Source organism: Kribbella sp. NPDC055110, assembly GCF_053607525.1.
In genome coordinates this window covers 17,555-41,400 of sequence record NZ_JBSGTS010000037.1, presented here as the reverse complement: position 1 = coordinate 41,400, position 23,846 = coordinate 17,555, and the positions used below count along the sequence as shown (strand labels likewise).

Here is a 23,846-nt window from a genome sequence, read left to right as displayed (position 1 = left end):
AGGGCAAAGAGAGATTGACTGTGAGGTATGAAGCTGATTTACGAGACGCACGCGACCACGATCGACAACGAGCAGGGCGTGGCGACGGGCTGGTTGCCAGGTGAGCTGTCCGCCGCGGGTCGCGAGCAGGCGCGAGAGCTGGGGGATCGGCGACGCGGTGTCGACGTGGTGTTCAGCTCGGACCTGCGACGGGCGGTGCAGACGGTCGAGTTGTCCGGGCTGACCGTCCCGCACTTCCAGGACTGGCGGCTGCGCGAGTGCAACTACGGCGAACTGAACGGCGCGCCGCGGGACGCGCTCGCCCCCAGGGTCGAGCGCGTCCACACCCCGTTTCCGGGCGGTCAGTCGTACGCCGATGTCGCCGAACTGACCCGATCGTTCCTTGCCGATCTGAAGCGCTGGTATGACGCGGCCACCGTGCTGGTGGTTGCGCATTCGGCCAACCGATGGGCCCTCGACCATCTCGTGGGCAGTGGAGCCCCGCTGGCGGAGCTGATCGAGGAGCCGTTCGACTGGCGGCCCGGCTGGGTCTACGGCTTGTAGACCGTCGCGCTGCCGTAGAGCTTCTGGGTGAAGGCGCTCATGTACGACGACGTGTCGGACTCGGTGAGGTTGTACGTGAGGAAGACGCCGTACCCCTCGTCGACGGTGCGTTGCGCGAGGGAGGCCGCCGTACTGGAACTGGTGGCGGTGTACGAGACCGCGGCTGGGGACGTGCGCGACTTGGCGCTCGGTGCGGACGGGACGCCCCAGCTGCCGTAGTACGGGTTCCAGCCGTAGTCGAAGGTGTCGACGATGCTCTGGCCGTTGTAGGTCAGGCGCTCGGCGGACGGGCCGATGTCGTAGAGCGTGATGAGCTTGTTCGGGAGCTTCGCGCGGAGCGCCTGGACCAGGTAGACGAACGAGAAGTCGTTCGGCTGGCCGGTGCCGTTGTTGCCGTACTCGACGTACTCGTCGTCGAAGTCGATGCCGTCCAGGCCGTACTCGTCGACCGCGTCCGCGAGCTGCTGCGCGAACGCGTCGGCGGACGCCTGGTCCGGGAAGTTCGCGAAGCCGGCGCCCTGGTGGTTGCCGAGGATCGAGAGCAGGACCTTGATGCCCTTCTGCTGCAGCGGGCGGACTTGGGTGGCGACGTTGTCCAGCACGCTCGTCACCTGGTCGTTGAAGTGCAGGTACGCGTTCGTGCCGTCGTAGTTGATGTTCGCCGCGAAGATCACCGCGACGTCGATCACCTGTGCGCCGCCGTTCGCCAGCGTGTACTTGCCGGCGCTCAGCATGCTGTGGTCGTTGACCTCGATGTACGCGACGGTGACCGGGCCGGTCTTCGCCCGCGGGCGGCGCTTGTCCGCGGCCTCGGCGGGCAGCGCGGCACCGGTGGCGGCCGCGGCGGTTCCGGCGGCCAGGGCTGACAACAGGGTCCTTCGCTTCATGAGCTGATCGACTCCTCGTCAAACGATGGGCGGTATCGCTATATCGGTTAAGTACCCGTCGCCGCCTGGCCGAATGCCCAGGCGGCGAGAGGAGATAAACCGGTATAGCGACACCGATCATCGATCCGTGACCACCCGGTGTCAAGGGGTTGGCAGGCTACCGTGCGGGGAGCGGATCGATGTACATCCGGTCGATCAGACCAATGGGAATCTCCGTCACGGCGACGCCGTCCTTGAAGACGAACGGTGTGGACCTGCCATCTGGCGGACGCCACCCGAGCCGCTTGCCCATGCTCACGACGACGTAGAAGAAGGTGGACTTCCCGGGGTCCCGGATCTTGAAATAGGGAAAGCTGAAGTCGTCATAGGCGGTCACGAATTCCTCGACCTGCGGACGGCCCTGGGCGTCGTCGCGCACCATGGCGACAACGGTGCCGATGCCGTTGGACTTGAGAGCGGGGTTCGGGCGTCCGTCCTTGAGCGTTGGCATGGCGGACGGGTCCGGGCGCGGGCCTTGGTAGTGCTGCACCATGATCGCGATCCGGCCGGCGGGGGTGCTTCCAGCCCAATAGATCCGTGGTTCGGCGCGCAGGGCGGCCCAGACGTCTCCGGCGACGGGATCGATCAGCTTGCCGCGATCCTTACGCTGCGTGTCGTGCCAGGTCGCGAGAACCTGGGCCAGATAGGCGCTGTCCCCGGCAAGGTCGCCCCCGGTTTCTTTGGTCATCAGGGTCGCGTAGCGGTCGAGCGGGTTCGGCGTGATCGGGTCGACCCACTGTGTGGTGGTAGCCGGAGTCGGCGTCGCCGCCGGCGGCTGGTCGGCTCGGTCGCGAACGGCAGGTCCGAACGCCACGGCGGCGATCGCCGCCACGGCCAGGGAGCTCCCAGCTAGTGCTGTGAACCGGCGCCGTCGGAGCCGGCGGACGCCGCCGATGCGGGCACGGTCGAGGAGGTCCGGCGGAGCTTCGACGTCGTCGACATCGGCGGCCAGCCGCTCCTTCAGGTAGGTCTCGGTCATCGCAGTCCCTCCAGGATTGCGGGTTCGGTGATCAGCCGGAGCCGATCGAGGGCGCGTGAGGCCTGGCTCTTCACGGTGCCGATCGAGCAGCCGAGGGCCTCCGCGGTCTGCGCCTCGGTCAGGTCGTCGTAGTACCGCAGCACGATGACGGCGCGCTGCCGCGGCGCCAGCTCCTGGAGCGCTGCGAGAAGGTCGCGGCGTACGACGTACCCCTCGGAACTGTCCGGCTGCAGCTGGTCGTGGTTCTCGGCCAGCGCGACTTCGCTGGGCCGGCGGAGTCTGGTCCGCCATCTGTTGGCGACCAGGTTGGTCAGGGTCTTGCGGGCGTACGCCTCGGGTGCCCCGGTCCGGATCCGCGGCCAATGGACGTACAGCCGTTCGTACGTCTCCTGCACCAGGTCCTCGCCCGCTCCCCGATCGCCGGTGAGCAGTACAGCGGTCCGCAGCAGCCGTGTCGCGCTGCCGCGGACGAAGTCGTCGAAGTCCTCGTCTCGCGTACCCATCCACCCTCCCCGTCCATCGTCGCTCTACTGAGAAGAACCCCGCCAGTGTGCGGATGGTTGCTTCCCGGGTTCGCGGAGCCGGCTGGTCATGCACGAAGATGGACGCTGCGACCGGCCATCGACGGGAGTGACATGCGAGTGATCGGGCTGATGTCCGGGACGTCGTACGACGCGATCGACGCCGCTGCCGCGGACCTGCGGCTGGACGGCGACCAGTTGGTGCTGACGCCGCTCGGGATGTTGAGTCAGCCGTATCCGGACGAGCTGCGGGCGGCCGTCGCGGCGTCGTTGCCGCCGGCGTCTACGTCGGTCGAGCAGGTGTGCAAGCTCGACACCGGGATCGGGCAGTCGTTCGCGGCGGTGGCGCGGCAGGCGGTCGAGCAGCTCTGCGGTGGGTACGCCGACCTGATCGTGTCGCACGGGCAGACGGTGTTCCACTGGGTCGACAACGGGTCGGTGCGCGGGACGCTACAGCTCGGGCAGCCCGCCTGGATCGCGGAGGCGACCGGCGTACCGGTGGTGTCGGACCTGCGGGCGCGGGACGTGGCGGCGGGTGGACAGGGCGCGCCGCTGGTCAGCATCCTCGACGTGCTGTGGTTGCGCGGGCGTCCCGGCGTACCGGTGGCGCTGAATCTCGGCGGGATCGCGAACATCACGGTTGTCCAGGACGAACCGGTTGCCTTCGATACCGGTCCGGCGAATGCGCTGATCGATGCGGTCGTGACGGAGCTGACCGGGCGGCCGTTCGACGCGGACGGGGTGATGGCTGCGCGCGGGCAGGTGCACGAGGAGCTGCTCGGGCGGTTGCTGGCCGAGCCGTACTACGCGAGGCCGGCGCCGAAGTCGACGGGAAAGGAGCTGTTCAACCTCGCGTACCTCGCCCACGCGATGGAGGGGTTGCCGGTGATCCCGGCGGAGGACCTGGTCGCGACGGTGACCACGCTGACGGCGCGGACCGTTGCCGACGCGGTACGGCGGTACGGCGGGACCGAGGTGGTCGCATCGGGTGGCGGGATCCAGAACCCGGCACTGATGCATCTGCTCGCGGACGAGTTGGAGGTTCCGGTCCGGACCACCGACGAGCTGGGGATGCCGTCGGCGGCGAAGGAGGCGTACGCGTTCGCCGTACTCGGATTCCTCACCGTCCACGGTCTCAGCGGCACAGTCCCCAGCTGCACCGGCGCGGGGCACTCGAGTGTCCTCGGCTCGGTCACCCCCGGCCTGAGCGGACTCCCGACAACGTCCGGCGAAGCACGCCCACCGATGCGCCTCCTGGTCACGTGACCGCACACTAGTCCCTATGACGAGGCTGTTCGTGGTGACTGGGGCACCTGGGTCGGGGAAGACGACGGTCGTGCCGGAGCTGGTTCGGCTGAATCCTGGGAACCTGGTCGTGATGGACATGGACGAGCTGCTGGACGACAACGGCCGGCTGCTTGGGATCGACATCGCGAGTCCGATGGCGGCGCCGATCTGGCCGGCGTACAACGCCGTCTGGCTGCGGATCACCGAGCTGATCCGGCGCTCCGGCATACCGGTCCTGCTGCTGTCCCCGGCGCAACCGGCCGAGCTGCCCGAGGGCCGGTGGCTGCACCTGGACTGTCCGGACGCCGTACGGCGCAAGCGGCTGGCGCGACGTGGCTGGCCGGACGCGGAGATCGACGAGGCGCTCGCGGACGCGGCCGAGATCCGCAAGCTCGTACCGCGGTCGGTGCGCGGCGACGTGCCGCCGGAGCGGGTCGCGAAGAGCATCCTCGACTGGATCCGCGGCGAACGGTTCGGCAAGACGCTCAGCCTGTGGGGCCGGTTCCGGAGTTGACCTTCGAGTCGGTGCAGGGATGAAGGTCGGGGCCATGAGGCTGACGATCAGTGAGTTCGCACGGCTGGTGGGACTGGCGCCGAGTGCGCTGCGGTTCTACGACGACTGCGGTCTGCTCCCACCCGCCGAGGTCGACGCGACGAACGGCTACCGCTACTACGACAGGTCACAACAACCCCGAGCCCAGTTACTCCGCGACCTCCGCGAGATCGACCTCCCACTCCCGGACGTCCGCCTCGCTCTGGACGCTCCCGCCTCGGAGGTCGCCGACCTGGTCCGCGCCCACCTCCGCACCCTGGAAGCCAAGTCCACCGCCACCCGAACAGCCGCCACCCGCCTCCTCACCAACCTCCTCTCCCAAAAAACCACAGCCCACCTAGGCGGCCCCGAACTAGCCAGCGCCATCCGCCAAGTAACCCCCACCGCAACCCCACCCCCACCCGCGCGCGCCACGGACTCTCCTGCGCAGGCGGGCGCTGCCCGCGCCACGGACTCTCCTGCGCAGGCGGGCGCTGCCCGCGCCACGGACTCTCCTGCGCGGGCGGGCGCTGCCCGCACCTGGACCTACTCGGCTGATGGGGTTGGCTCCGGTGGCCCGTCCACTCCCGTCAGTGCAGTCGGCTCAGGTAGTGCCGAGGGGGGTGACGACCTCGGGTTGGTGTTGAGCTGTGTACTGATTGAGTTGGGGCCGGACGAGGTCACCTTCGTTGCGACGGATCGGTATCGGCTCGCGGTGCGGACCGTGCGGCCGGTGGAGTTCGGCGGGATGGCGACGCGGGTGCTGGTGCGGGCCGACGAGCTGGCTGCGTTGAGTCGGTGGGCTGCGGCGGGAGACGTCGTACAGGTAGAGGTGAACGGCGGCCTGATGCTGGTGCGGGGCGACGAGTCACGTGAACTGCAGGCGGTTGATGCTGAGTATCCGGCGTACGGGCAGATCCTCGACGGGCTGACTCCGCCGGCGTGCCGGGTGGTGGTCGATCGCGTGGGTTTGCTGGACGTGCTCGCCGGACGAGATGTTGTTGCCTTTGACATCGATCAGCAGAGTCTGCGGATCGGCGACGAGGTGAAGCTCGACGCGATCGGGACCGGGTCGGTGCGGATCGGGTTCACCGCGAGCCTGCTGGCGGCCGCGCTCGAAGCGAGCGTCGGGCCGGACGTACTACTCGAGATCTGCGAGCCGTCGCGACCAGTCGTCGTACGGTCGGCCGACCAGGGCACGTTCACCACCCTCGTCATGCCCGTCCGGCTGGACGGGTGAACCGGACCTACTACGGCTGGCGCACTTTGTGCACCAGATCCGCAGTTCCAGCCCCGACCCGCACAGATCTCGTGCACAAAGTGGCGCCGTCCGGCGGGTCCGGGCACCTTGGGCACGGTTCGACCGTTTTGGGTGCCGTTTTTTGGTTGACCCAGGCTCAAAGTGAGCCGAGGGGTGGCATATTGACAACATGGTGTCGTGATGACAGCATGTTGTCTATGAGCACAGCATATGTGGCGGTCTATGACACGTTCGCGGACTGGGAGATTGGGCATTTGGTGGTGGAGTTGCGGACTGGGCGGTTCACCGGGGTGCCGTGGGATGTGATGACGGTGGGGGAGACGTTGGATTCCGTGGTGACCATGGGTGGGATGCGGGTCGTGCCGGATGTGACGATCGCGGACGTGGCACCGGAGACGGGTGATCTGCTGGTGCTTGCCGGGTCGGGGCAGTGGGACATGGGTGGTGGCGAGGCGTTCGCGAAGCTGGCGGGGCACTTCCTCGATGCCGGCGTACCGGTGGCGGCGATCTGTGGTGCGACGGCGGGGCTGGCTCGCGCCGGGCTGCTCGACGAGCGGAAGCACACGAGCGCGGCGAAGGAGTACCTGCAGGCGACCGGCTATCAGGGTTCGGAGCGGTACGTCGATGCGCGCGCGGTCGTCGACCGGGATCTGATCACGGCCGGACCGGACTCGCCCGTGCAGTTCGCGCGGGCCGTGATGGAGCGGCTCGAGCTCGCGGACGAGCGGAAGCGGGAGGCGTACGAGGGCGTGTTCCACCGCGCCGACCCGGCTGCCTACGCGACCCTGGTGGGATGACGCCGAAGGATCAGGTGCGGACCGGGCGCGCGGTGGACGTTCCGCCCCGTTCGGAATGGCCGGAGGTCGGCAAGCGGTCCGAGGGCGGTGTGGTGTTGACGGACGTCGTCCTCGCCACCTTCCGGCTGAACGCGCGGCTGATGGAGGCCGCGCAGGGCATGGCGGCGAACGGCGGGATCACGGCGGCCTGGTGGCAGGTGCTCGGCGGTGTCCTCGACGAGCCGCGTTCGGTCGCCGACGTCGGCCGGATCATGGGCGTCAGCCGGCAAGGAGTGCAGCGGATCGCGGACCTGCTGGTTGAACGCGGTCTGGCGGAGTTCCGCCCGAACCCGGCCCACCGCCGCGCCAAATTGCTCGCCTGCACCGAGGCCGGCTACTGGGCGATCCGGCAGATCTCGCTCGCCCAGGGCCCGTGGACCACCGACCTCGCCAAGGCCGTCGACCTCGAGGATCTCCGTACGACGCTCAGCACTCTGCAGACCCTGATCACCAAGCTGGAAGAAGCTTGATCGCGAGGCTCCGCCCGTACGTATGCCGCGTGCTGAACGTCAGCCGCGTCCCCGTCACCGTCCGCGTCACCTGAACCCCGTCGACGGGCACCGCGGGCTTGAGGTACTGCGCCCGCAGATTGAGGATGATGCTGTCGCGCTGCGTTGTGGGATCGGAAACGGCAACCTGCACGCTCGAGGACTGCCGGCGAATGAGCAGTGAGGCCGGACCGTCGACGCTCAGTCCCGGAAGGTTGTGGGGACCGGATGTGAAGGTGTTGACGGCAGTGAGCCGGAGTCCGAGATGCTGGATCGCCTGCATTTTCACGGTGTTCGAGAGCGTCACGATGCGGCCGTGCTGGTACGACTTCAACGCGGAATCCGTTGCGTTGGGCACCAATGCGTAGGCGAGTGCGCGCTTCGCACCGGCCGGTTGGGTGACGGTGACCGCGAACACCTGCTTGGTGACTGCGGTGTCCGGGTTGGAGGTGCGCACCACCCGGCGGCTCCGGGTGACGGTCTGGAGATCTGCCGACAGTTGAGTCGGCTGTAGGAAGTAGTAGCCGACGGACGCGGTGCCGTTGGCGTAGCGAAGCCAACGCGGGTCCCCGGTCCCCGTCCAGTTCTGACCGTCACGTCGTACGCCGGTGATCGTCACGGGGTCGGCGGCACCGGCGATGCGGGTGTCGAGGGTCGTCGTGACCGCGCGGGTCGCGTCGCCGACACCGCCCGCGAGTACGACGATCTCGTCGTCGAGCAGGAACCACGACTTGGTCGCCGACGCGTTCTGGTAGACCACGAAATCGTCCGGCAGGGCCTCCCGCGACGCGTACGCGAAATCGTCCGACTGCACCCAGCCGACCGCGCCGAACGCATCGAGTGTCGCGCCACCGGAGTACGCGTTGGTGCCGACCGGGAAGTAGACGTAGGTGTTCTGCGACTCCGACGAGGCCGTGAAACCCAACGAGGCATTGTCGTAGTACGCCGTCCCGTACAGCTCCGGGATCGACTTGCGTGTCTCGACCGGCGCGGTCACGCCGCCCAGCGCGTACGGCGACACCGTGGTGAAGTAGTCGACGCCGAAGGACTGTGTCTGATCCTGACCGGCGAGGTACAGGTAGTGCGCGCCGTCGCCCTGGAACCACGGCATCAGGTTCTCGCCGCTCATGTACTCGTACTTGCTGATCCGCGACGAGTTCCGCGCCAGCGCGAACGCGTACGTCGGCCTGCGGTGCACAGTCCGGTCCATCGCATTGAACGCAGTACTGAGAGCCGCCGGGTTGAGGTCGGCCGGCACAATCGCGGGATCGTTCTTGATGTCCGCGAAACGTCCGATGCTCACTGGTGAGACAAAGGAATTCGCGTTGATCGTCGGTCGCGCGGTGAACTTCGCGAAGGCCTTCAACCGCTGGGAGTCCGCGCCGGTCGCGTAGTCCGCGAGGTCGACGATCGCCTCCACGACGACCGCGACATCGTCGTACCCGGTCGCAGTCCGGGACACCGCGCGACCCTTGACGATCTCCATCATCCAGCCCTCGAAGATCAGCGGCGCGAACCCGTGCTCGACCCAGCCCTGCACCACGCCGACCAGGTCGTCGCTCTGCGCGTACTCCGTCCCGTCGAGCACCTTGATCGTCTGTACAACCCTGCTGAGCAGGGCTTTTCCGTACGAGCCCGTGTAGGCGACCGATGCGTGCTGGACGAACGAGCCGTCCGCGTAGTACCCGTCGGTGACGCCGTGCTGCAGGTTGTACGGGTCGACGGTCGCGAACACCGTGAACTGGTCCTGCAGCGCTTTCCGGATCCGCGTGTCGTCGTTCAGCAGGGCGCCCTGGAGGACCCGGTTCGCGGTGATGTCGACGAGGTTCGCGCCGGTGTGGAAGCGCGAGTCGAGGTCGACGTCGCCGTCCTTCCCGTTGCGCAGGTACGCGTCCATCGAGGCGACGTACCGCGTGATCAGGTCGGCCGGGGCGTTGATCAGGGCGAGCGTCTTCGACACGTACGTCGAGATGCCGATCTCCCAGGTGAACCAGTTGCCGTAGTACCCCTTCGACTGGTCGCCGTAGTAGTTGTCATGCAGCCAGACGAGCTTGTCCGCGATCCGCGCGCGGACCTGCTCGCTGCTCTGCAGGTCGGAGGCCGGTCCGGGGCGCCGGTACGCGAGGGCGATCTCGTAGAGGTGCTGGTACGACGAGCTCAGGTTCGGATCGCTGGTCCCGAGCGGGAGGCCGGCGAACAGCTCGCCAGCGCCGGCGCGGTCGAGCGCGGACAACCAGGTACGGGCCGTCGTATCGATCGCGGTGACCTTCGCGGCGACGTCGGCGCGCGCGTTCGATTCCGCCGTACCGGCGTAGATCGCGATCGCGTTGGCCAGCAGTTGGCTGGGGTCGGCGTTCAGCCTGGCGTGCGCTGCCGGGGTTGGGTTGACCGCGGCCAGCAATGCGGTCGCGGGGACGAAGGACAGCAGACGACGGCGGGTGAGATCCACTGGTGCTCCCGGGCGGATGGGAAAACCTAACCCCGAGAGTCAATCAGCCGGAACTATCCTTCAGCAACCGCTTACCGCTGACTTCTCAATAACTTGTCAGGCGCCGCCGGCTCCGATGAGCTGGGGGTCGATCGACAGGACCCGAACCGCGTCACCCGAGGACTTGGCCGGGATGACCACGGCGACTTGGTGCAGGTAGTCCTGGTGCAGGGTCTGGGTGTACTTGACCATGCTGCTGAACGCGGTTGCCTCGCCGCTGGTCCAGTACGCGTTCGAGCCCGGCTCGACGCGTTGCAGGTACTGCTCGGTGAGTGTCAGGAACACCAGCGCGTCGCCGGATTCCGTGATGAACGTCAGCGGAACGCCGGACGGTGCGAACGCGTCGGTGACGCCGGCGATGTACGGCTCCGCGGTGTCGGCCGCCTTCGATTTCGCGCGCAGATCGAGCATCTTGGTCAGGCTGGTTGTCGGCGTGAACAGACGCGACTGCGGCGCGTTCTTGCCACCGGTGAGGTACGCCGCGAGGTCCTTCGCGACCGCCTCGGGCCGGCCCTGGAGCTTGCTCAGGTCGTCCGCGGTCGGCGTCCGCAGACCGTCGACGGACGGCAACTCCACGGCCTTCGGCGGGTAGATCGAGTGCGTCAGCAGCCATGGGCTGCCGGCGTTCTCCCGCTGCCAGACGCCGAGCTGCCGGCTGCCGGGCGCGTCCGAGACGCCGGAGCTGACCACGAACCGCATCGGGTACGACGCGAACTGCGGTGCGCCGATCTCCGGGTCGGTGTAGCTGAACGGCTTCGACACGTCCTTGCCCGCGGCGTCGAGCTTCCGGCCGATCAGGAAGCCCGCCTGGGTCTGCGCGAGGGTCGGGTTGCCCTCGATCGTTGCGGACAGCTTCGCGTCCCGGGTCCGGTTCGCCTGGTTGTTGAGCTGGTTGTACCGCTGGACGACGGCCTGCGCGTCGGCGAGCGTCACGGCCGGGCGGGAGTCCGCCGCGGTCATCGTGTTCTTCGGCGGCATCAGCCCGCAGCTGGTTGCCGTCAGCAACATCGCGCCGCTGGCCAGGAGCGCCGCCGTACGCCGCACCGCCTCGTCGCTCTTCACGAACTCCGGCGACGCTGCCAGCGGGACAGTCTCCTCCGCGACACTCTCGGCGGGATCTGCAGCAGGCTCGGCGTACGTCGTCTGCGCGGGCTCGTCGTGCCGCTGGGAGGCGCCGACACCGATCAGCACGGGCGACTTGGCCCGCGCGACCGCAGCAGCCGACATGAACACCGGCGCCGCCGGCACAGCAGCAGCCGGCCGAACCGCCGCGGGCCGCACCGGCACCTGCCGAACAGGCGCCTTGACCGGAGCCGGGCTGACCTGCGCCGGAGCCGCCGCGGCCGGGGTGTCCGCGGCGGGTGTCAGCTCCGCCGCTGCCGGCTCGGCGGGCTGGTCGTCCTTCTTGGTGAGTGGCGCGAACGGGCTGACGCGGTCGGGGGCGAAGGGGGAGACGCGGTACGCCGGGGCGTACTGCTCCTCTTCACGCTTGGCCGGGGCGGTCGACGCCAGCGCCGGGATGCGGTTGTTCGTGATGACCGGGATCTCGGTCGTGTCCGCGATCTCCTTCACCGCCGGGCGGCGGCGCAGCACCAGCGCCAGGCCGAGTGCGAGCACCAGAACGCCCGCCCCGAGCACCAGCAGGCAGATACCGAACAGCCGGTGCACCTCGATGCCGAACGTGACCTGCGCGCCGACCGCCGGCGTACCGTCCGCGTTCATCACGACCACGTCGTACAGCCCGTCCTGGATCGGCCAGTTGACGGCCTGCGCGCCGGGCGCGGAGTGCGCGACCCACCAGTCGAGGTCGCCGGGCGGCGTCAGCTTCTTGGTGTCGCCGCGCAGCTCCTCCGTGGCGAACGTGGCCGGCGGCTCGAACCGCGTCAGCCGGGTGTGCGCGGCCCCCGAGAGGTAGTCGCGGACGTCCAGGTCCTGACCGACGCCGATGAACAGCGGCTTGTCGCCCGACGCGCTCACGTGCAGCGTCGGACCGTGCCGGTCGAGGAGGGACGGTGCGCTGACAACCGCGAGGCCTGTGCTGGCGAACTGGCGGTTGGGGGTCGAGATCGTGTTGTCCGGGCCGACCAGCCAGAAGGCAGCGGCTGCTCCGGCAATGGCGGTCAGCAGGCCTGACAGTGCGAGCAGCAGACCCAGGGTGATGCGGGCGAAACGCATGAAGAGGCTCCCGTTGTCCGACGAGCCCGGCCCACGGACGGGTGCACCGGACGGCGGGTGCACCGGTCCGGACCCCTCTCGGTGGCGACAGCTGTGTCCGGATGCTCACCCGTTGTCACTGAATAACTGAGCCAACAAGGATCTGTTACGATTTCGTGTATTAACGAATGGCTGTTCACAAACCAGGAGGCGCTGACATGGCCCGGCCGCGGCTGGTGAGTGACGACGCGATCCTGGATGCCACCCGCCAGGTCCTGGCCGAGCTCGGACCGGTGAAACTGACCCTCGCAGCGGTCGGTTCCCGGGTCGGGCTGGCGCCGCCGACGCTGATGCAGCGGTTCGGGTCGAAGCGCGGTCTGCTGCTCGCGTCCGCGGCCCGGTCGCCGCTGATGGTCAAGCTCGCCGCCGAGGAGGCCGCAGCGCGGAACGCCTCGCCGCTCGCCACACTGCGGGATTTCGCGCTGTCGGCCGTCGCGCACATCAAGCGTCGCGAGGAACTCGGCAACGGCCTCGGCTTCGTCCAGCTCGACGTCGCGGATCCGGAGTTCCGGGCGCATGCGCTGGCGCACTCCGCGGCGATCGTCGACAGCTGCGACACGTTCTACCGGGCCGCGGTGGACGTCGGTGAGCTCCGCGCGGACACCGACGTACCGGCGCTGGCCCGGCACACCCTTGTCTGTTTCAACGGCGCGCTCCAGGTCTGGGCGGTGAACGGCTGGGGCTCGCTGAGCGAGTTCCTGTCCGAGCAGCTCGACCTGATGATCGCCCCCTATCTCAGGAGTGACGATGTTCCTGCGCGTACTGGTCTTCTACCTGATCACGATGGTCTTCAGCGGGATCCTCAACGCGCTGCAGGCGGCGACCGGACCGAGTCCTGATCTGATCCAGCTGGTCCAGTTCGCGCCGGCCCTCGGCGTCGGCGTGATGTTCTTGCTGTTCCGCCGTACCACTCGGATCGACGCGCGGTTCACGCCGGTGGCCGTCGCGGCCGGGCGGAGCGCGCTGGTGGTCGGTATCGTCGTGGCTGCGATGCTCGCGTCCGTGCTCGTGCACGTGGTCGCGGGCCGGACCTGGCGGGCGGAGAGTCCGCCGTTCCCGTTCGGGGTGCTCGTGATCACGATGATCGTCGGCGCGGCGGGCGAGGAGCTCGGGTGGCGCGCGTACCTGCAGCCCTACCTGCAGACCCGGTTCTCGGTACTGCGTTCCTCGCTGGTCGTCGGTGTGCTGTGGGGCTTCTGGCATATCGGCGGTTTCGAGCACGGGCTCGCGTATATGGGCCTGTTCGTCGTGATGGCGACCGCGCTCTCGGTGGTGATGGGTGCGGTGCTGCGGGGCGCACGACGTACCAACCTCGTCGTCGCCACCGCAGCGCACGCCGCCGTCAACCTCTCGTTGATCCTGCTGTTCACCGAGGAGGACGGCGACCTGTTCCCGATGGCCGTCCTCGCGGTGGTCTGGACGATCGCCGCCGTGGTGGTCAGTTCAGTGCAGGTACGACGCGCCGTTGAAGTCGAGGACCGCGCCGCTCGCCCAGTTCGCCTGGGCTGAGGCGAGCCAGTAGATCGCGTTCCCGACCTCGTCGGCGGTCGCGACGCGGCCGAACGGGCTCTGCGCCCGGATCGCGTCGCCGCCGGGACCCGCGAGGAACGTCTCGGTCATGTCGGTGGCGATGAAACCGGGCGCGATTGACGTCACGGTGATGTCATGTGGCGCCAGCGATGCCGCCAACGACTGCCCGAGCGCGTGCAGTCCGGCCTTCGAGGCGCCGTACGCCGGGACGTCGGGCTCCCCCCGGTAGGCGCCGCGCGACCCGACGTTGACGATCGCACCCCGCCGTACGCCGTCCGCAGGGTCCTTGTCGAGCATCTGCCGCGCCACGCACCAGGTCACGTGCGCCGCGCCCTCGAGGTTGACGGCGAGGGTACGACGCCACGTCGCGACCCATTCGTCGTACGACGTCTCCGCCAGCGGGTGACCGAACCGGCGGGAGCCCGCGACCGGCTCGTCGACGAACATCGCGGCGTTGTTCACCAGGACGTCGATGCGACCGAGCGCGGTGGCCGATTCCGCAACCAGGGAAGGGATTGCGGTCGCATCGCCGAGGTCAGCGGCGACCACTGCATGGCCCTCACCGGGCAGTCCGGCGCGGACCTCCTCGGCGCGATCGATCGCGCCCCGGCAGTGCAGCACGACCCGGTCGCCGGCGGCCGCGAACGCCCGCGCGGCGGCCGCGCCGACACCCCGTGACGCACCGGTGATCAGTACTCCTCTGGACACTGTTCCTCCTGTCGATGACTGCACACCATTGTGCCTGTGGCGGCAGTCTGACATCAACTGGGGTTGACAGTGACGTCACCATGACGTCATGCTTGCGTCATGGAACTTGACCACTACCTCGAGTCGGTCCGGCGGAGCGTCGAGAACGCCACCGCCCTGGCCGACGAGCAGACCCGCTCCGTGGCTCAGCGCCTCGGGGCAACGCTGGATGACGCGGGCCGTCTGGTCCTCATCTCAGCCCTGTCCGACGCCGCCGGGGAGATCAGCCGTGAGCTGTCCCCGGGCTCGGTCGAGCTCCGGATGGCTGGCGGCCGCCCGGAGTTCGTGGTCACGCCGGCGCCCAGCCAGCTGACCGGTCCGGACGAGATCGAAGACGACATCGACGACGAGACCGGCGCCGACGGCGACGAGCAGTTCGTGTTCGACGCCGACGAGCCGACCGCGCGGATCACGCTGCGGCTGCCGATGTCGATCAAGAACAAGGTCGACGAGGCCGCCGACGCCGAGGGGATCTCCTCGAACGCGTGGCTGATGCGCACCGTGATGACCGAGCTCAGCGAGCGCCGCCGCGGCGGTCCGCGCCCACCCCGGCCGCCGCGCCCGCCGCGTGGCCCGGTGTTCGGCCCGGAGGGCCCGCTGGGTCCGAACGGACCGCTCGGCCCCGACGGGGTCTTCGGCCCGAACGGCGTGTTCGGTCCGAACGGACCGTTCGGCGAGGAAGGCGTCTTCGGCCAGGACCGCGGCCGGTTCGACCGCGACCGGCGCCGTGACGACCGGGACCGCCGCCGGGACGACAAGGACCGGCGACGCGAGGACAAGGAACGCGGCCGTGGCGGACACGGCCCGGGCCAGCGACTGACGGGATGGGCAGAATGAGCGAGCGTAGCGCCAGCCAGTTCATCGACGACGAGAACGAGCGGATCGACCGGATCCGGATCGAGATCGGCTCCGGCCTGGTCGAGCTCGGGCCCAACCCCGAGGGCGAGGGCACCGTGGTCTCGATGGAGGTCGAGGGCGACGACGAGGGCGTGATCTTCGAGGTCACCGACGGCGAGCTGGTCGTCGAGAGCCCGCGCAACGTCCGCCGCGGCCCGGAGATCACGGTCCGGATCGCCACCTCGGCGGTCCTCGACGCCCGGGTCAAGACCGGTTCGGGCGACATCGTGTCGCAGGTGCCGCTCGGTTCTGCGCGACTCGCGACCGGCTCCGGCGACGTCCGGCTGACCCGGGTCGAGCACGAGCTCGGCGTCAACACCGGCAGCGGTGACGTCAAGGTCGAGTCGGCCGCCGGCGCGGTCCGGGCCGGTACCGGATCGGGCTCGATCGACATCGAGGAGGCCGGCGACGCGCTCGGCCTGAGTACCGGCTCCGGCGACGTCACGGTCGGCGACGCGGCCGGTCCCACCTCCGTCAAGGTCGGCTCGGGTGACATCACCATCGAGCGGATCCGCGACCACTCGGTCGCCACCTCCGGCTCCGGCGACGTCACGGTCGAGATCGCCGACGGGCCGAGCGTCCAGGCCGAGACGGCGCGGGGCGACGTACAGATCGGGGTCCCGGACGGACTTCCGACGTACCTGGATCTGAAGACGGTCACCGGGCGGATCCGGTGCGATCTCGAGCCCGGCCAGAAGCCGGCCGAGGGGGACCGCGCGCTGATGCTGCGGGCCCGCACCGTCTCCGGCGACATCACCGTCGTCAAGGTCTGACCCGAGTACGACCGCACGCGTCGGATCGGCGTGGTCGGGTTCGTCGGGTTGATGTAGGGGAGCCAGAGGTCCCGCCTCAGGGCGGGACCTGGGCGAAGCACTGCCGAAACACCAGATCACGGGGATTACGCGAGGGGAGCACGATCATGATCACCCAGCAAGAGGAAGTTGCCCGCTACCGCGTCGCCGAGCAGGTCCGGGCGGCCGAGGCCCGGGCGCTGCGGCGCCAGGACACGACGCGGACCAGCCCGCGGGAAGGGCTGGCGGGTGCGCTGCGCAAGCTGGCCGACCGTCTGGAGCCCGCCTCCCGCCGCCTGACCGAGCCGGCCACCCGGCCGCTGACCGAGCCGCAGCCGCGCCACCGCGGGACCGGGCTCTCGATCGTCCGGTGAACGGCGTACCGGTGAACGGCGCGGCCGCCGCGCTCTACGCCGTACTCGAGCGACTCGGCCTCGCCTGTCGTCGTTAGCTGCTGCAGGTTGGTGCAATGCCTGTGGATAACTGCCGGGCGGACCCGTGGACACTGCTAGCGTTCAGGCGATCATTCTCGGCGACCTGGGAGAGAAACCTACGATGTTGCGTCCGATGGTGGCAACCACAGCTGTCACCGCAGCCCTGATCCTGGTAGCCGGTTGCGGCGGCAACGACAAGAAGTCCGAATCGGGCTCGCAGAACAACGGCGGCACCTCGACCAACTCGCCGACGCCGTCCGCCCCGGCCGTCCCGTCCTTCGACCCGCCCAAGGCCTTCGCCGCCGCGGCGGCGTACCCCGTGGCCGACTACAAGGGCCGGGACACGTACGACGAAGCCAAGCCGGGCATGGTCGGCCAGGTGGCCCTGTTCGCCAACTACCGCGGTATCACCGCCCACGACGTCGCCGACCCGAGCAAGGCCTGGGAGATCAAGTCGACCGCGGCGGAGACCACGACCGTCAGTGACGCGTCCGCCCCGGTGGCGGTCAAGGTCGACGGCAAGGATGTCGCGCTGGTCGCCTACGCGGAGGCCGACAAGGGCGGCGGTACCCAGAAACCGCAGGGCCTGGTGCTGATCCAGTGGATCGACGTCGCGACCGGGCAGAAGCTCGCCGAGGTTTCGGCGCCGGTGAGCACGGTGGACGGGACCGGCGCCGTCGCGTCCGGTACTCCGAGTCTGCAGAACGTGGAGTACGACCCGGAGACCGGCCAGGTCGCGATCGGTGTGACCCCCATCATGGGCCGCCTGACCGGGGACGTGCGGACCGCGGCTGTGTACGCGGACCCGAGCACGAAGAAGGCCACGGTAGTGCCGGGCGTCCTTCCGGGCGCCGTGCACGGCGGTGTGGTCGCGGTCGCGAGGGACGAGAGCAAGGAGAACGCGAACGACGCCGCGGTCCTGCTCGTCGACGGTGCGAGCGGCAAGGTCACGAAGCAGGTTCCGCTGAAGCAGGGCTCGCTGACGCCGCTCGCCGGTGGCGCCAAGCACGGCTTCTTCTTCGGCACGGTGTATGCGGAGGCCAGCATGAGCGAGGTCGGCTCGCTCTACTCGGTGGATCTGTCGACCGGCGCCGTGGTGAAGTCGGTGCCCGGGCTGGCGGCTCGGGACTCCGGCGGCTATGACTGCCAATGGGACCAGGCGAGCTCGGTCGTCTGCCGGGAGCGGCAGCCGACCGGCCCCCAGGAGATCCTCGGGTTCGACGACGAGACCGGCAAGAAGGCGTGGGGCTACACCAGCGAGTCCGGCGGGCGCGTGGTGCCCAACGTGACCGCGGCGTTCCACGGCGTTGTGTACGTGCAGACCGAGAAGCAGGCGGTGCTGCTCGACGCGAAGACCGGTCAGGACCTGCCGAGCGGGTCGGCATCGGGCACCCCGAGCGCGAGTTCGAGCGACAGCCCGTCGTCCGGCGACACTCCGTCGGACAGCGAGTCCCCGTCGTCCGGTGACACCCCGTCGAATGGTTCTTCCTCCGGTGGCGGCGACATGAGCCTGTACAACGGCACGCCGTCGTCGCCGGCCGCGGTCTCGCCGTACGGTGGCGTCTACCGGCAGCAGCCGAAGGGCAGTGGCTACGGCTCCGACGACCTGCAGGCGGTCCTCGTCTACCTGAAGCCGACCGCCTGACCCAGCTGAAACGGAAAGGCCCCGGGAATCCCGGGGCCTTTGCGTCTGTCAGATGTCGGTGCGGTGGAAGTTCTGGTACGAGCGGGACGGGGTCGGGCCGCGCTGGCCCTGGTACCGGGAGCCGTACTTCGACGAGCCGTACGCGTGCTCGGCGGGGGAGGACAGCCGGAAGAAGCACAGCTGGCCGATCTTCATACCGGGCCAGAGCTTGATCGGCAGCGTCGCGACGTTCGAGAGCTCGAGGGTCACGTGGCCGGAGAAGCCCGGGTCGATGAAGCCGGCCGTCGAGTGGGTCAGCAGGCCGAGCCGGCCCAGTGACGACTTGCCCTCGAGGCGGGCGGCGACGTCGTCGGGGAGCGTGACGAGCTCGTACGTCGATCCCAGGACGAACTCACCGGGATGCAGGATGAACGGCTCGCCGCCCTCGGGCTCGACCAGCCGGGTCAGGTCGGGCTGTTCCTCGGCGGGATCGATATGCGGATACCGGTGGTTCTCGAAGACCCGGAAGAACCGGTCCAGCCGTACGTCGACACTCGACGGCTGCACCATCGCAGCATCGAACGGATCCAGCTGGACCCGCTTCGCGTCGAGCTCGGCCAAGATGTCACGGTCGGAGAGCAGCACGGTCGCACGTTAGCAGCGTGCCGCTCGTCCGCACAGCTCGAGTTGCCGGTCAGGCCCGTTCCCGTGCCTGGTGGTGAGTCGTCCGGAGCCCTCAGCTCCCCGGCGGGAGCACACCACCAGACCGTGGGCCTGAGGCAACTATCTCTAGTTGGCCAGCTTGTTGAACTTCGACACCTGGGTGGCGAAGGTCTTCACCTGCGCGGGCGACCAGTCCTTGAGCAGGTCCTCGATCACCTTGTGCCGCTTCTTCCGGGCCGCGGTCAGCTTGCGCTTTCCGGCCGCGGTCAGCGTCAGCAGGGTCGCGCGCGCGTCCGACTTGTCGGCGGCCCGCTTCAGCAGGCCCTCCTCCTCGAGTCGCGCACAGGCCCGGCTGACCGGTCCCTTGTCCACCTCGAGCGCTGCCACCAGGTCGGCCATCCGCACCGGCGCCAGCTCCTCGACGTGGTTCAGCAACGCGTACTGCGCCGGCTCCAGGTCCGGATGCGCCTCGTCGGACAGCGTCCGCTGCAGACCGCGCAGCCGCCGTGCCAACGTGACGAGTTCCTTCTCCAGGTTGTCCACCGCGTCAGTTGTCTCTGTTGCCACCGTTCACCCCTTCATCCAGTTGCCCCGCAACCATCTTGTCCGGTCCCGGCGAGGACCGCATCCTCACGTTGCGTCGAATGTTGCCCCCGGCAACGCGTTCTAATCTGCCAGAAGATGACGAACCTGCCCAGTCCTGAACGTGCCCTTTGTGAAAAACTGCCCAAGAACCCCCGGCGCAAACCGTCCGCCTCGCCCTTTTCGATGCGTTCGGCATCTTCTGAGCACCCAACCCCCTGATCCGGCAACAACCACCCTGTCGTCCTCCGCCGGACTTGGGACACGCGCCGGCGACCGGGAACAGGCCATTGCCTGTTCCCAGTCCTCGCCGGGTGTTCCCGGTCCGGCGCGCCGGACCCGCGGTGCCGGGATGTGGGCCGATCGGTTATGCTCTTCTCCGCTGCCGGGAGACCGGCCGCGCGGGTGTAGTTCAATGGCAGAACATCAGCTTCCCAAGCTGACAGTGCGGGTTCGATTCCCGTCACCCGCTCCACCGAAACCCCGCAGGTCAGCGGCATGACCTGCGGGTTTTGTCGTCCCAGGGAGGATTCGCCGTGTCGGAGGCCGATTACGCGATCTTTCTGAACGGTGGGTACGGCGTCGGCAAGTCAGCCGCCCTCGACCACGTCGGCGACCTGCTCGCGAACGCCGGCCGGCCGTTCAGCCTGATGGACGTCGACTGGTTCCACCGCTCCTGGCCGCCTGCCGATCAGGACAATGCTCTGATCGAGGCACACAACATCGCGGCGGTCTGGAAGAGCTATCGGGCGGTGGGTCCGCGGCAGTTGGTGATGTCCGGGGTGATCAGTACCGAGGCCGCTCGGGAGCGCTACGCGGCTGCGGTTGAGCAGCCTGTCCGGATGGTTCGTCTCACCGCCGATGCCCACATCACCAGGCAGCGCTTGCGCGGGCGTTACAGCGCGAGTCAGACATTGGCTTTGGAGTGGCATCTCGAGCGGTGCGATGAGATCGCCGCGCGGCTCGAGGTGGCGGGCCTGGATGAATTGGTTATCGACACCAGCAGGCTTGGGTCGCACGAGGTGGCTGAGTGCACCCTGCGGCACTTTGGTCTGCTGGGCAGCTCGGGCTGAAGCGATCGTTTGGGTCAAACGGTTGATCTAGGCAAGGGCGGGACCGTTGCCTTGATCAACCGGTTGGGTCAGGTTCCGTAGACCTCGAGTTCGACGATGCGGGAGTAGGTGTGGTCGTTGCCGTCGAGGCAGAGGATGCGTACGGCGTCCGCCTGGACGGGGTCGAATGTCGACGTGACGTGGCCCTGGGTGTTGCCGCGGACCTGGGCGACGGTCTGCCATGCACCGCCGACCTTGACCTGGACGTCCCAGTCGCGGAGGCCGTTGACGCGCGCCGGGTACTTCACCGAGTCGAGCGTGTAGAGCTCCACCCGGTTCACGGTGGCGGGTGTCGACAGCGCGACGTCGTACGTGTCGGGGAAGACCGCGCGGGTGCCGTCGTTCCAGCCGGTCAGGGTGTCCCAGTGTTCTGGGTCCTTGTCGCCGTCGACGGCGCCGCAGAGGGTGAAGTTGCCGTGGGTGGAGGATGCGGTCGCCTGTTCGCCGAGCGCGAGGTTGTCACCGGGACCCTTCGACGGCAGCGGCTCGACGGTCACCGGGACGGTCAGTTGGTTCCGGTCGACCTCGACGCCGATCTTGTACGAGCCGGGCTTGGTGTCGCGCGGGACCCGGATCTCGACCGGCGCGGAGACGGGCTGATCGGGATCGAGGGCGGGCAGCCACGACGAGAACAGGGTCCGGGACAGCTGCAGCGGACCGGTCGGCTCGAGCGTCAGGTCGGCGTACCGGTCCTGGCTGCCGGTGTTGGTCATCGTCAGGTTGAGGCTGGCGGGGAAGCACGGGAGCCCGACGACGCTCAGTTGTTCCGGGGCGACGCTCACCGCCACGTCGGACGTTGCCGCAGGCATCGAACCGGAGCCGAGCAGGGCGGCCGCCAGCAGGGTGCCGGCCGCGACGACGGTCTGTCGGGGGATCCTCATTTCTGTACCTCCGCGATGCCGGGGCGGCCGTCCTCGACGAGGAGTTTGGCGCGAGTGCTCACGCTGCCGCCCTGGACGGACACCTTGTCGACGACGCGGTAGTCGGAGATCCACCGCTGCGGCGTGATGGAGCAACTGACGTACCCGCGCTGGAAGTTGCCGAACTTCATGTGCGGGTTCTCCCTCAGCAAGGTCGCGCCGCCGGCGTCGAGGTCCTCACCGTCGATCCCGGACGTGATCGACGTACCGACGAACTCGGCGCCGACTGTCGCCGACGCCGGATCGTTGAAGTCCAGCTTCAGGTCCGACGCCACGCTGCGGTGCAGGTCGCCCGCGATCGACACCAAGTTGCGGACGTTGCGTTGTGCCGCGCCGCCGAGGATGCGGTTCCGCGACGCCTCGTACCCGTCCCAGGTGTCCATCGGGACCAGCACCCCCGGCCCGTCCTTCGTGTCGAGGCGGGCGATCGCGGTCTGATGGGCCATCACGTTCCACCGGGTCTGCGATGCCGCGAATCCGTCGAGCAGCCATTTCTCCTGCGCGTCACCGGTGATCGTGCGCGCCGGGTCGGCCGTCTCCGGTCCGGGTGCCTTCGTGCCGTCGCCGTACGCCTGGTCCGACCGGTACTGGCGCGTGTCGAGCACGTTGAACTCCGCGAGCCGCCCGTACCTGATCCGCCGGTACAGCTGCATGTCCGGCCCCTTCGGCAGTTGCGCGAGCCGCAGCGGCATGTGTTCCCAGTACGCGCGGAACGCGTTGGCACGACGTACCCGGAACTGGGCCGGCGGCGCGCTCGGATGCGCCTCGTCGGCCCAGTTGTCGACCACCTCGTGGTCGTCGAGCGTCACGATCCACGGCGCGTTCGCGTGCGCGCTCTGGAGATCCGCGTCCATCTTGTACGCCGCGTAGCGCTGCCGGTACTCGTCCAGCGTCACGGTCTGCTGGGTGATGTACGGCTCGTTCGAATGCGGCCGGATACCGCGATCGATCCCGAACTCGTAGATGTAGTCGCCCAGGAAGAACACCACGTCGTGGTCGCGCTTGGCCATGTCGGCGTACGCCGTGTACCAGCCCTCCCACCACGCCTGGCAGGACGCGAACGCCAGCGAGAGTTCAGGAACGACAGCGTCGTACGCCGGCGCGGTCTTGGTCCGACCGACCGGGCTGAGCTGCCCGTTCACACGGAAGCGGTACCAGTAGTGCCGCCAGGGACGCAGCCCACGTACGTCGACGTGCACCGAGTGGCTCGCTTCGGGCCCGGTCCTGGCCGTGCCGGAGCGGACGATTCGGTGGAAGCGCTCGTCCTCCGCGACCTGCCACTGCACCTCGACCGGCCGCCGATCCATCCCGCCGAACGGCGCGAGTGGATCGGGGGCCAGCCGGGTCCAGATCACCACCGCGTCCGGCAACGGATCGCCGGACGCGACACCGAGCGTGAACGGATCCCGCCGGTCGACCCGGCCGGTCCATCCCGCCGCGGCCGTCTTGATCTCCGGAAGACTGCCGCTCAGCGCGAGCGCCGCCGCGGCTCCGCTGACAGTAAGGAAGTTGCGTCGTGTAGTCGGCATCGGCACCCACCCACCCGATCATCCTGAGGTGATCACATCCGTAACGGAAGATTACGAGAAGTTCACACAACGGGGTGAGAAAATGACCGATACCGGCCTATTTCACGATCTTGCTCGCCGGCGGCGCGGTGATGTTCACCGGCTTGTTGTAGTCGGACATGGTCATCACCATCGACACTCCGCTGAGGTCGAAGGTCATCCGCCGGACCAGGTGGGACTTGTCCAGCCACATCGAGTAGGTCAGCGTCTTCGGCATCCCCGCCGGGACCTTCTTGCCCTGGGCGGCGAGCGCCTTCGCGGCGTTCACGGTCACGGCGTACCGGTCGAGCTGCTGCCCGCCGATCGTCTCGGTGCGGACGAACTTGAGGTCGACCATGCTCTTGTCGAAGGACTTGTAGATCTTGGTCGGGTCACCGCCCGCGGCCAGCTCGCTCAGCTGGTCGTTCAGGCCGGTCGTGAACTTCTTGTACTTCCCCGCCGGCGTCACCCCGGGAATCGAGACGTACCCGACGTTCTTGATCAGGATGACCTTCGCGGTCTTGCCCTGGAACGCCGCACCGGCCATCTCCATCGACATCGCGACCGGGTTCGTGGTCTGGTAGCCGTCCATCGTCATCACGGTCGAGCCGTTGGCGGTGACCGTGCCGACGGTGTGCCAGGTCTTCTGCTTGCTGACCGCCGACGTCATCGCCGGGACGAAGGTCACGCGGTTCAGGTGGGCGACCGTAGCGGGCTTGGGCGGCGCGACCGTGTTGGTGGCGACCGGCTTGGGTGCGGCCGAGGTGGTGGCCGGGGTCGACGGCTTGTAGCCGGTGGCCTTGGGTTCTCCTCCACAGGCGGCTAGGCCGAGGGCGAGTGGTACGGCGGCCGCGGTGGCCACGGCGGCGCGGAACTTCATGATGCGTTTTCCTCCCCAGATGATTCAGACGGTGGATCTTATGG

General features: G+C 68.6%; 24 protein-coding genes and 1 tRNA gene. 14 read left to right on the top strand and 11 right to left on the bottom strand.

Annotated elements, in window-relative coordinates; genetic code table 11:
- Nucleotides 1-27: 27 nt before the first annotated feature.
- Nucleotides 28-543 carry a histidine phosphatase family protein gene (locus tag ACWF0M_RS35155; RefSeq protein WP_452240072.1) on the top strand — a complete coding sequence of 172 codons (516 nt, stop codon included), beginning with the start codon at nucleotides 28-30 and terminating at the stop codon, nucleotides 541-543.
- Here the strand turns inward: ACWF0M_RS35155 and ACWF0M_RS35150 are convergent.
- The 3 genes from ACWF0M_RS35150 to ACWF0M_RS35140 form a co-directional block, all read right to left on the bottom strand.
- On the bottom strand, nucleotides 531-1,277 hold the full coding sequence (locus ACWF0M_RS35150) for an endo-beta-N-acetylglucosaminidase H (RefSeq protein ID WP_452240081.1): 747 nt from the start codon (nucleotides 1,275-1,277) through the stop codon (nucleotides 531-533). The two genes, ACWF0M_RS35155 and ACWF0M_RS35150, sit on opposite strands and share 13 nt — an antisense overlap.
- Nucleotides 1,278-1,587: 310 nt before the next feature.
- Nucleotides 1,588-2,448 carry a hypothetical protein gene (locus ACWF0M_RS35145; protein ID WP_452240071.1) on the bottom strand — a complete coding sequence of 287 codons (861 nt, stop codon included), beginning with the start codon at nucleotides 2,446-2,448 and terminating at the stop codon, nucleotides 1,588-1,590.
- Nucleotides 2,445-2,951, bottom strand: a complete 507-nt coding sequence (locus ACWF0M_RS35140; protein ID WP_452240070.1) for a SigE family RNA polymerase sigma factor — start codon at nucleotides 2,949-2,951, stop codon at nucleotides 2,445-2,447. The genes ACWF0M_RS35145 and ACWF0M_RS35140 overlap by 4 nt, the downstream gene beginning before the upstream one ends.
- Nucleotides 2,952-3,083: 132 nt before the next feature.
- Between ACWF0M_RS35140 and ACWF0M_RS35135 the strand changes: the two genes are divergently transcribed.
- The 5 genes from ACWF0M_RS35135 (at nucleotide 3,084) to ACWF0M_RS35115 (ending at nucleotide 7,355) form a co-directional block, all read left to right on the top strand.
- Nucleotides 3,084-4,235: an anhydro-N-acetylmuramic acid kinase gene (locus ACWF0M_RS35135; RefSeq protein ID WP_452240069.1), complete on the top strand. Its 1,152-nt coding sequence runs from the start codon at nucleotides 3,084-3,086 to the stop codon at nucleotides 4,233-4,235.
- A gap of 16 nt (nucleotides 4,236-4,251) precedes the next feature.
- The gene (locus ACWF0M_RS35130; RefSeq protein ID WP_452240068.1) at nucleotides 4,252-4,770 is read left to right on the top strand and encodes an AAA family ATPase; all 519 of its coding nucleotides are present in this window, start codon (nucleotides 4,252-4,254) and stop codon (nucleotides 4,768-4,770) included.
- Nucleotides 4,771-4,804: 34 nt separating this feature from the next.
- Entirely contained in the window at nucleotides 4,805-6,028 is a 1,224-nt protein-coding gene (locus ACWF0M_RS35125) for a DNA polymerase III subunit beta family protein (protein ID WP_452240067.1), read from the top strand.
- A 218-nt stretch (nucleotides 6,029-6,246) separates the two neighbouring features.
- Nucleotides 6,247-6,846, top strand: a complete 600-nt coding sequence (locus ACWF0M_RS35120; RefSeq protein WP_452240066.1) for a DJ-1/PfpI family protein — start codon at nucleotides 6,247-6,249, stop codon at nucleotides 6,844-6,846.
- Nucleotides 6,843-7,355 carry a MarR family winged helix-turn-helix transcriptional regulator gene (locus ACWF0M_RS35115; RefSeq protein ID WP_452240065.1) on the top strand — a complete coding sequence of 171 codons (513 nt, stop codon included), beginning with the start codon at nucleotides 6,843-6,845 and terminating at the stop codon, nucleotides 7,353-7,355. The genes ACWF0M_RS35120 and ACWF0M_RS35115 overlap by 4 nt, the downstream gene beginning before the upstream one ends.
- Here the strand turns inward: ACWF0M_RS35115 and ACWF0M_RS35110 are convergent.
- Together ACWF0M_RS35110 and ACWF0M_RS35105 are read right to left on the bottom strand one after the other, a co-directional pair.
- Nucleotides 7,333-9,822, bottom strand: coding sequence for a polysaccharide lyase family 8 super-sandwich domain-containing protein (locus ACWF0M_RS35110; protein ID WP_452240064.1), 2,490 nt, complete (start codon nucleotides 9,820-9,822; stop codon nucleotides 7,333-7,335). The two genes, ACWF0M_RS35115 and ACWF0M_RS35110, sit on opposite strands and share 23 nt — an antisense overlap.
- A 96-nt stretch (nucleotides 9,823-9,918) precedes the next feature.
- Nucleotides 9,919-12,036 (bottom strand): hypothetical protein, encoded by a 2,118-nt coding sequence (locus ACWF0M_RS35105; RefSeq protein ID WP_452240063.1) that lies wholly within the window; start codon nucleotides 12,034-12,036, stop codon nucleotides 9,919-9,921.
- Between the two features lie 197 nt (nucleotides 12,037-12,233).
- On the opposite strand from ACWF0M_RS35105, the gene ACWF0M_RS35100 reads away from it, so the two are divergent.
- Together ACWF0M_RS35100 and ACWF0M_RS35095 are read left to right on the top strand one after the other, a co-directional pair.
- Nucleotides 12,234-12,914 (top strand): TetR/AcrR family transcriptional regulator, encoded by a 681-nt coding sequence (locus tag ACWF0M_RS35100; RefSeq protein ID WP_452240062.1) that lies wholly within the window; start codon nucleotides 12,234-12,236, stop codon nucleotides 12,912-12,914.
- Nucleotides 12,823-13,584 (top strand): CPBP family intramembrane glutamic endopeptidase, encoded by a 762-nt coding sequence (locus tag ACWF0M_RS35095; protein WP_452240061.1) that lies wholly within the window; start codon nucleotides 12,823-12,825, stop codon nucleotides 13,582-13,584. The genes ACWF0M_RS35100 and ACWF0M_RS35095 overlap by 92 nt, the downstream gene beginning before the upstream one ends.
- Here the strand turns inward: ACWF0M_RS35095 and ACWF0M_RS35090 are convergent.
- On the bottom strand, nucleotides 13,519-14,313 hold the full coding sequence (locus ACWF0M_RS35090; protein WP_452240060.1) for an SDR family NAD(P)-dependent oxidoreductase: 795 nt from the start codon (nucleotides 14,311-14,313) through the stop codon (nucleotides 13,519-13,521). The two genes, ACWF0M_RS35095 and ACWF0M_RS35090, sit on opposite strands and share 66 nt — an antisense overlap.
- Nucleotides 14,314-14,412: 99 nt before the next feature.
- Between ACWF0M_RS35090 and ACWF0M_RS35085 the strand changes: the two genes are divergently transcribed.
- The 4 genes from ACWF0M_RS35085 to ACWF0M_RS35070 all read left to right on the top strand — a co-directional run bounded on the left by ACWF0M_RS35085 (nucleotide 14,413) and on the right by ACWF0M_RS35070 (nucleotide 18,119).
- A complete protein-coding gene (locus ACWF0M_RS35085; protein ID WP_452240059.1) occupies nucleotides 14,413-15,189 on the top strand; it encodes a hypothetical protein in 777 nt (258 codons plus the stop codon).
- Nucleotides 15,186-16,022, top strand: a complete 837-nt coding sequence (locus ACWF0M_RS35080; RefSeq protein WP_452240058.1) for a DUF4097 family beta strand repeat-containing protein — start codon at nucleotides 15,186-15,188, stop codon at nucleotides 16,020-16,022. The genes ACWF0M_RS35085 and ACWF0M_RS35080 overlap by 4 nt, the downstream gene beginning before the upstream one ends.
- A 146-nt stretch (nucleotides 16,023-16,168) precedes the next feature.
- A complete protein-coding gene (locus ACWF0M_RS35075) occupies nucleotides 16,169-16,414 on the top strand; it encodes a hypothetical protein (protein WP_452240057.1) in 246 nt (81 codons plus the stop codon).
- A gap of 193 nt (nucleotides 16,415-16,607) precedes the next feature.
- Complete coding sequence (locus ACWF0M_RS35070; RefSeq protein WP_452240056.1) at nucleotides 16,608-18,119, top strand: hypothetical protein; 1,512 nt, start codon at nucleotides 16,608-16,610, stop codon at nucleotides 18,117-18,119.
- Between the two features lie 48 nt (nucleotides 18,120-18,167).
- Here ACWF0M_RS35070 and dcd read toward each other — a convergent pair whose 3' ends face one another.
- Together dcd and ACWF0M_RS35060 are read right to left on the bottom strand one after the other, a co-directional pair.
- The gene (gene dcd, locus ACWF0M_RS35065; RefSeq protein WP_452240055.1) at nucleotides 18,168-18,743 is read right to left on the bottom strand and encodes a dCTP deaminase; all 576 of its coding nucleotides are present in this window, start codon (nucleotides 18,741-18,743) and stop codon (nucleotides 18,168-18,170) included.
- 144 nt (nucleotides 18,744-18,887) lie between these two features.
- Complete coding sequence (locus ACWF0M_RS35060) at nucleotides 18,888-19,328, bottom strand: MarR family winged helix-turn-helix transcriptional regulator (protein WP_452240054.1); 441 nt, start codon at nucleotides 19,326-19,328, stop codon at nucleotides 18,888-18,890.
- Between the two features lie 416 nt (nucleotides 19,329-19,744).
- On the opposite strand from ACWF0M_RS35060, the gene ACWF0M_RS35055 reads away from it, so the two are divergent.
- Together ACWF0M_RS35055 and ACWF0M_RS35050 are read left to right on the top strand one after the other, a co-directional pair.
- A tRNA-Gly gene (locus ACWF0M_RS35055) sits at nucleotides 19,745-19,818 on the top strand.
- Between the two features lie 61 nt (nucleotides 19,819-19,879).
- Nucleotides 19,880-20,416, top strand: coding sequence for a hypothetical protein (locus ACWF0M_RS35050; RefSeq protein WP_452240053.1), 537 nt, complete (start codon nucleotides 19,880-19,882; stop codon nucleotides 20,414-20,416).
- Nucleotides 20,417-20,484: 68 nt separating this feature from the next.
- Here the strand turns inward: ACWF0M_RS35050 and ACWF0M_RS35045 are convergent, their stop codons facing one another.
- The 3 genes from ACWF0M_RS35045 to ACWF0M_RS35035 all read right to left on the bottom strand — a co-directional run bounded on the left by ACWF0M_RS35045 (nucleotide 20,485) and on the right by ACWF0M_RS35035 (nucleotide 23,802).
- Nucleotides 20,485-21,336 carry a galactose-binding domain-containing protein gene (locus tag ACWF0M_RS35045; protein WP_452240052.1) on the bottom strand — a complete coding sequence of 284 codons (852 nt, stop codon included), beginning with the start codon at nucleotides 21,334-21,336 and terminating at the stop codon, nucleotides 20,485-20,487.
- Nucleotides 21,333-22,904: an alkaline phosphatase D family protein gene (locus ACWF0M_RS35040; RefSeq protein ID WP_452240051.1), complete on the bottom strand. Its 1,572-nt coding sequence runs from the start codon at nucleotides 22,902-22,904 to the stop codon at nucleotides 21,333-21,335. Before ACWF0M_RS35040 ends, ACWF0M_RS35045 begins: the two co-directional genes overlap by 4 nt.
- Before the next feature lie 97 nt (nucleotides 22,905-23,001).
- Nucleotides 23,002-23,802 (bottom strand): hypothetical protein, encoded by an 801-nt coding sequence (locus ACWF0M_RS35035; RefSeq protein WP_452240050.1) that lies wholly within the window; start codon nucleotides 23,800-23,802, stop codon nucleotides 23,002-23,004.
- Nucleotides 23,803-23,846 lie beyond the last annotated feature (44 nt).

Bases quoted from the DNA above. Each gene is read 5' to 3' on its own strand.
- ACWF0M_RS35115 (WP_452240065.1), top strand. From the start codon at position 6,843: ATGACGCCGAAGGATCAGGTGCGGACCGGGCGCGCGGTGGACGTTCCG.
- ACWF0M_RS35070 (WP_452240056.1), top strand. From the start codon at position 16,608: ATGGTGGCAACCACAGCTGTCACCGCAGCCCTGATCCTGGTAGCCGGT.
- ACWF0M_RS35085 (WP_452240059.1), top strand. From the start codon at position 14,413: ATGGAACTTGACCACTACCTCGAGTCGGTCCGGCGGAGCGTCGAGAAC.
- ACWF0M_RS35080 (WP_452240058.1), top strand. From the start codon at position 15,186: ATGAGCGAGCGTAGCGCCAGCCAGTTCATCGACGACGAGAACGAGCGG.
- ACWF0M_RS35120 (WP_452240066.1), top strand. From the start codon at position 6,247: ATGAGCACAGCATATGTGGCGGTCTATGACACGTTCGCGGACTGGGAG.
- ACWF0M_RS35140 (WP_452240070.1), bottom strand. From the start codon at position 2,951: ATGGGTACGCGAGACGAGGACTTCGACGACTTCGTCCGCGGCAGCGCG.
- ACWF0M_RS35100 (WP_452240062.1), top strand. From the start codon at position 12,234: ATGGCCCGGCCGCGGCTGGTGAGTGACGACGCGATCCTGGATGCCACC.
- ACWF0M_RS35155 (WP_452240072.1), top strand. From the start codon at position 28: ATGAAGCTGATTTACGAGACGCACGCGACCACGATCGACAACGAGCAG.
- ACWF0M_RS35075 (WP_452240057.1), top strand. From the start codon at position 16,169: ATGATCACCCAGCAAGAGGAAGTTGCCCGCTACCGCGTCGCCGAGCAG.
- ACWF0M_RS35040 (WP_452240051.1), bottom strand. From the start codon at position 22,904: ATGCCGACTACACGACGCAACTTCCTTACTGTCAGCGGAGCCGCGGCG.
- ACWF0M_RS35135 (WP_452240069.1), top strand. From the start codon at position 3,084: ATGCGAGTGATCGGGCTGATGTCCGGGACGTCGTACGACGCGATCGAC.
- ACWF0M_RS35130 (WP_452240068.1), top strand. From the start codon at position 4,252: ATGACGAGGCTGTTCGTGGTGACTGGGGCACCTGGGTCGGGGAAGACG.
- ACWF0M_RS35105 (WP_452240063.1), bottom strand. From the start codon at position 12,036: ATGCGTTTCGCCCGCATCACCCTGGGTCTGCTGCTCGCACTGTCAGGC.
- ACWF0M_RS35095 (WP_452240061.1), top strand. From the start codon at position 12,823: ATGTTCCTGCGCGTACTGGTCTTCTACCTGATCACGATGGTCTTCAGC.
- ACWF0M_RS35125 (WP_452240067.1), top strand. From the start codon at position 4,805: ATGAGGCTGACGATCAGTGAGTTCGCACGGCTGGTGGGACTGGCGCCG.
- ACWF0M_RS35150 (WP_452240081.1), bottom strand. From the start codon at position 1,277: ATGCTGAGCGCCGGCAAGTACACGCTGGCGAACGGCGGCGCACAGGTG.
- ACWF0M_RS35045 (WP_452240052.1), bottom strand. From the start codon at position 21,336: ATGAGGATCCCCCGACAGACCGTCGTCGCGGCCGGCACCCTGCTGGCG.
- ACWF0M_RS35035 (WP_452240050.1), bottom strand. From the start codon at position 23,802: ATGAAGTTCCGCGCCGCCGTGGCCACCGCGGCCGCCGTACCACTCGCC.
- ACWF0M_RS35145 (WP_452240071.1), bottom strand. From the start codon at position 2,448: ATGACCGAGACCTACCTGAAGGAGCGGCTGGCCGCCGATGTCGACGAC.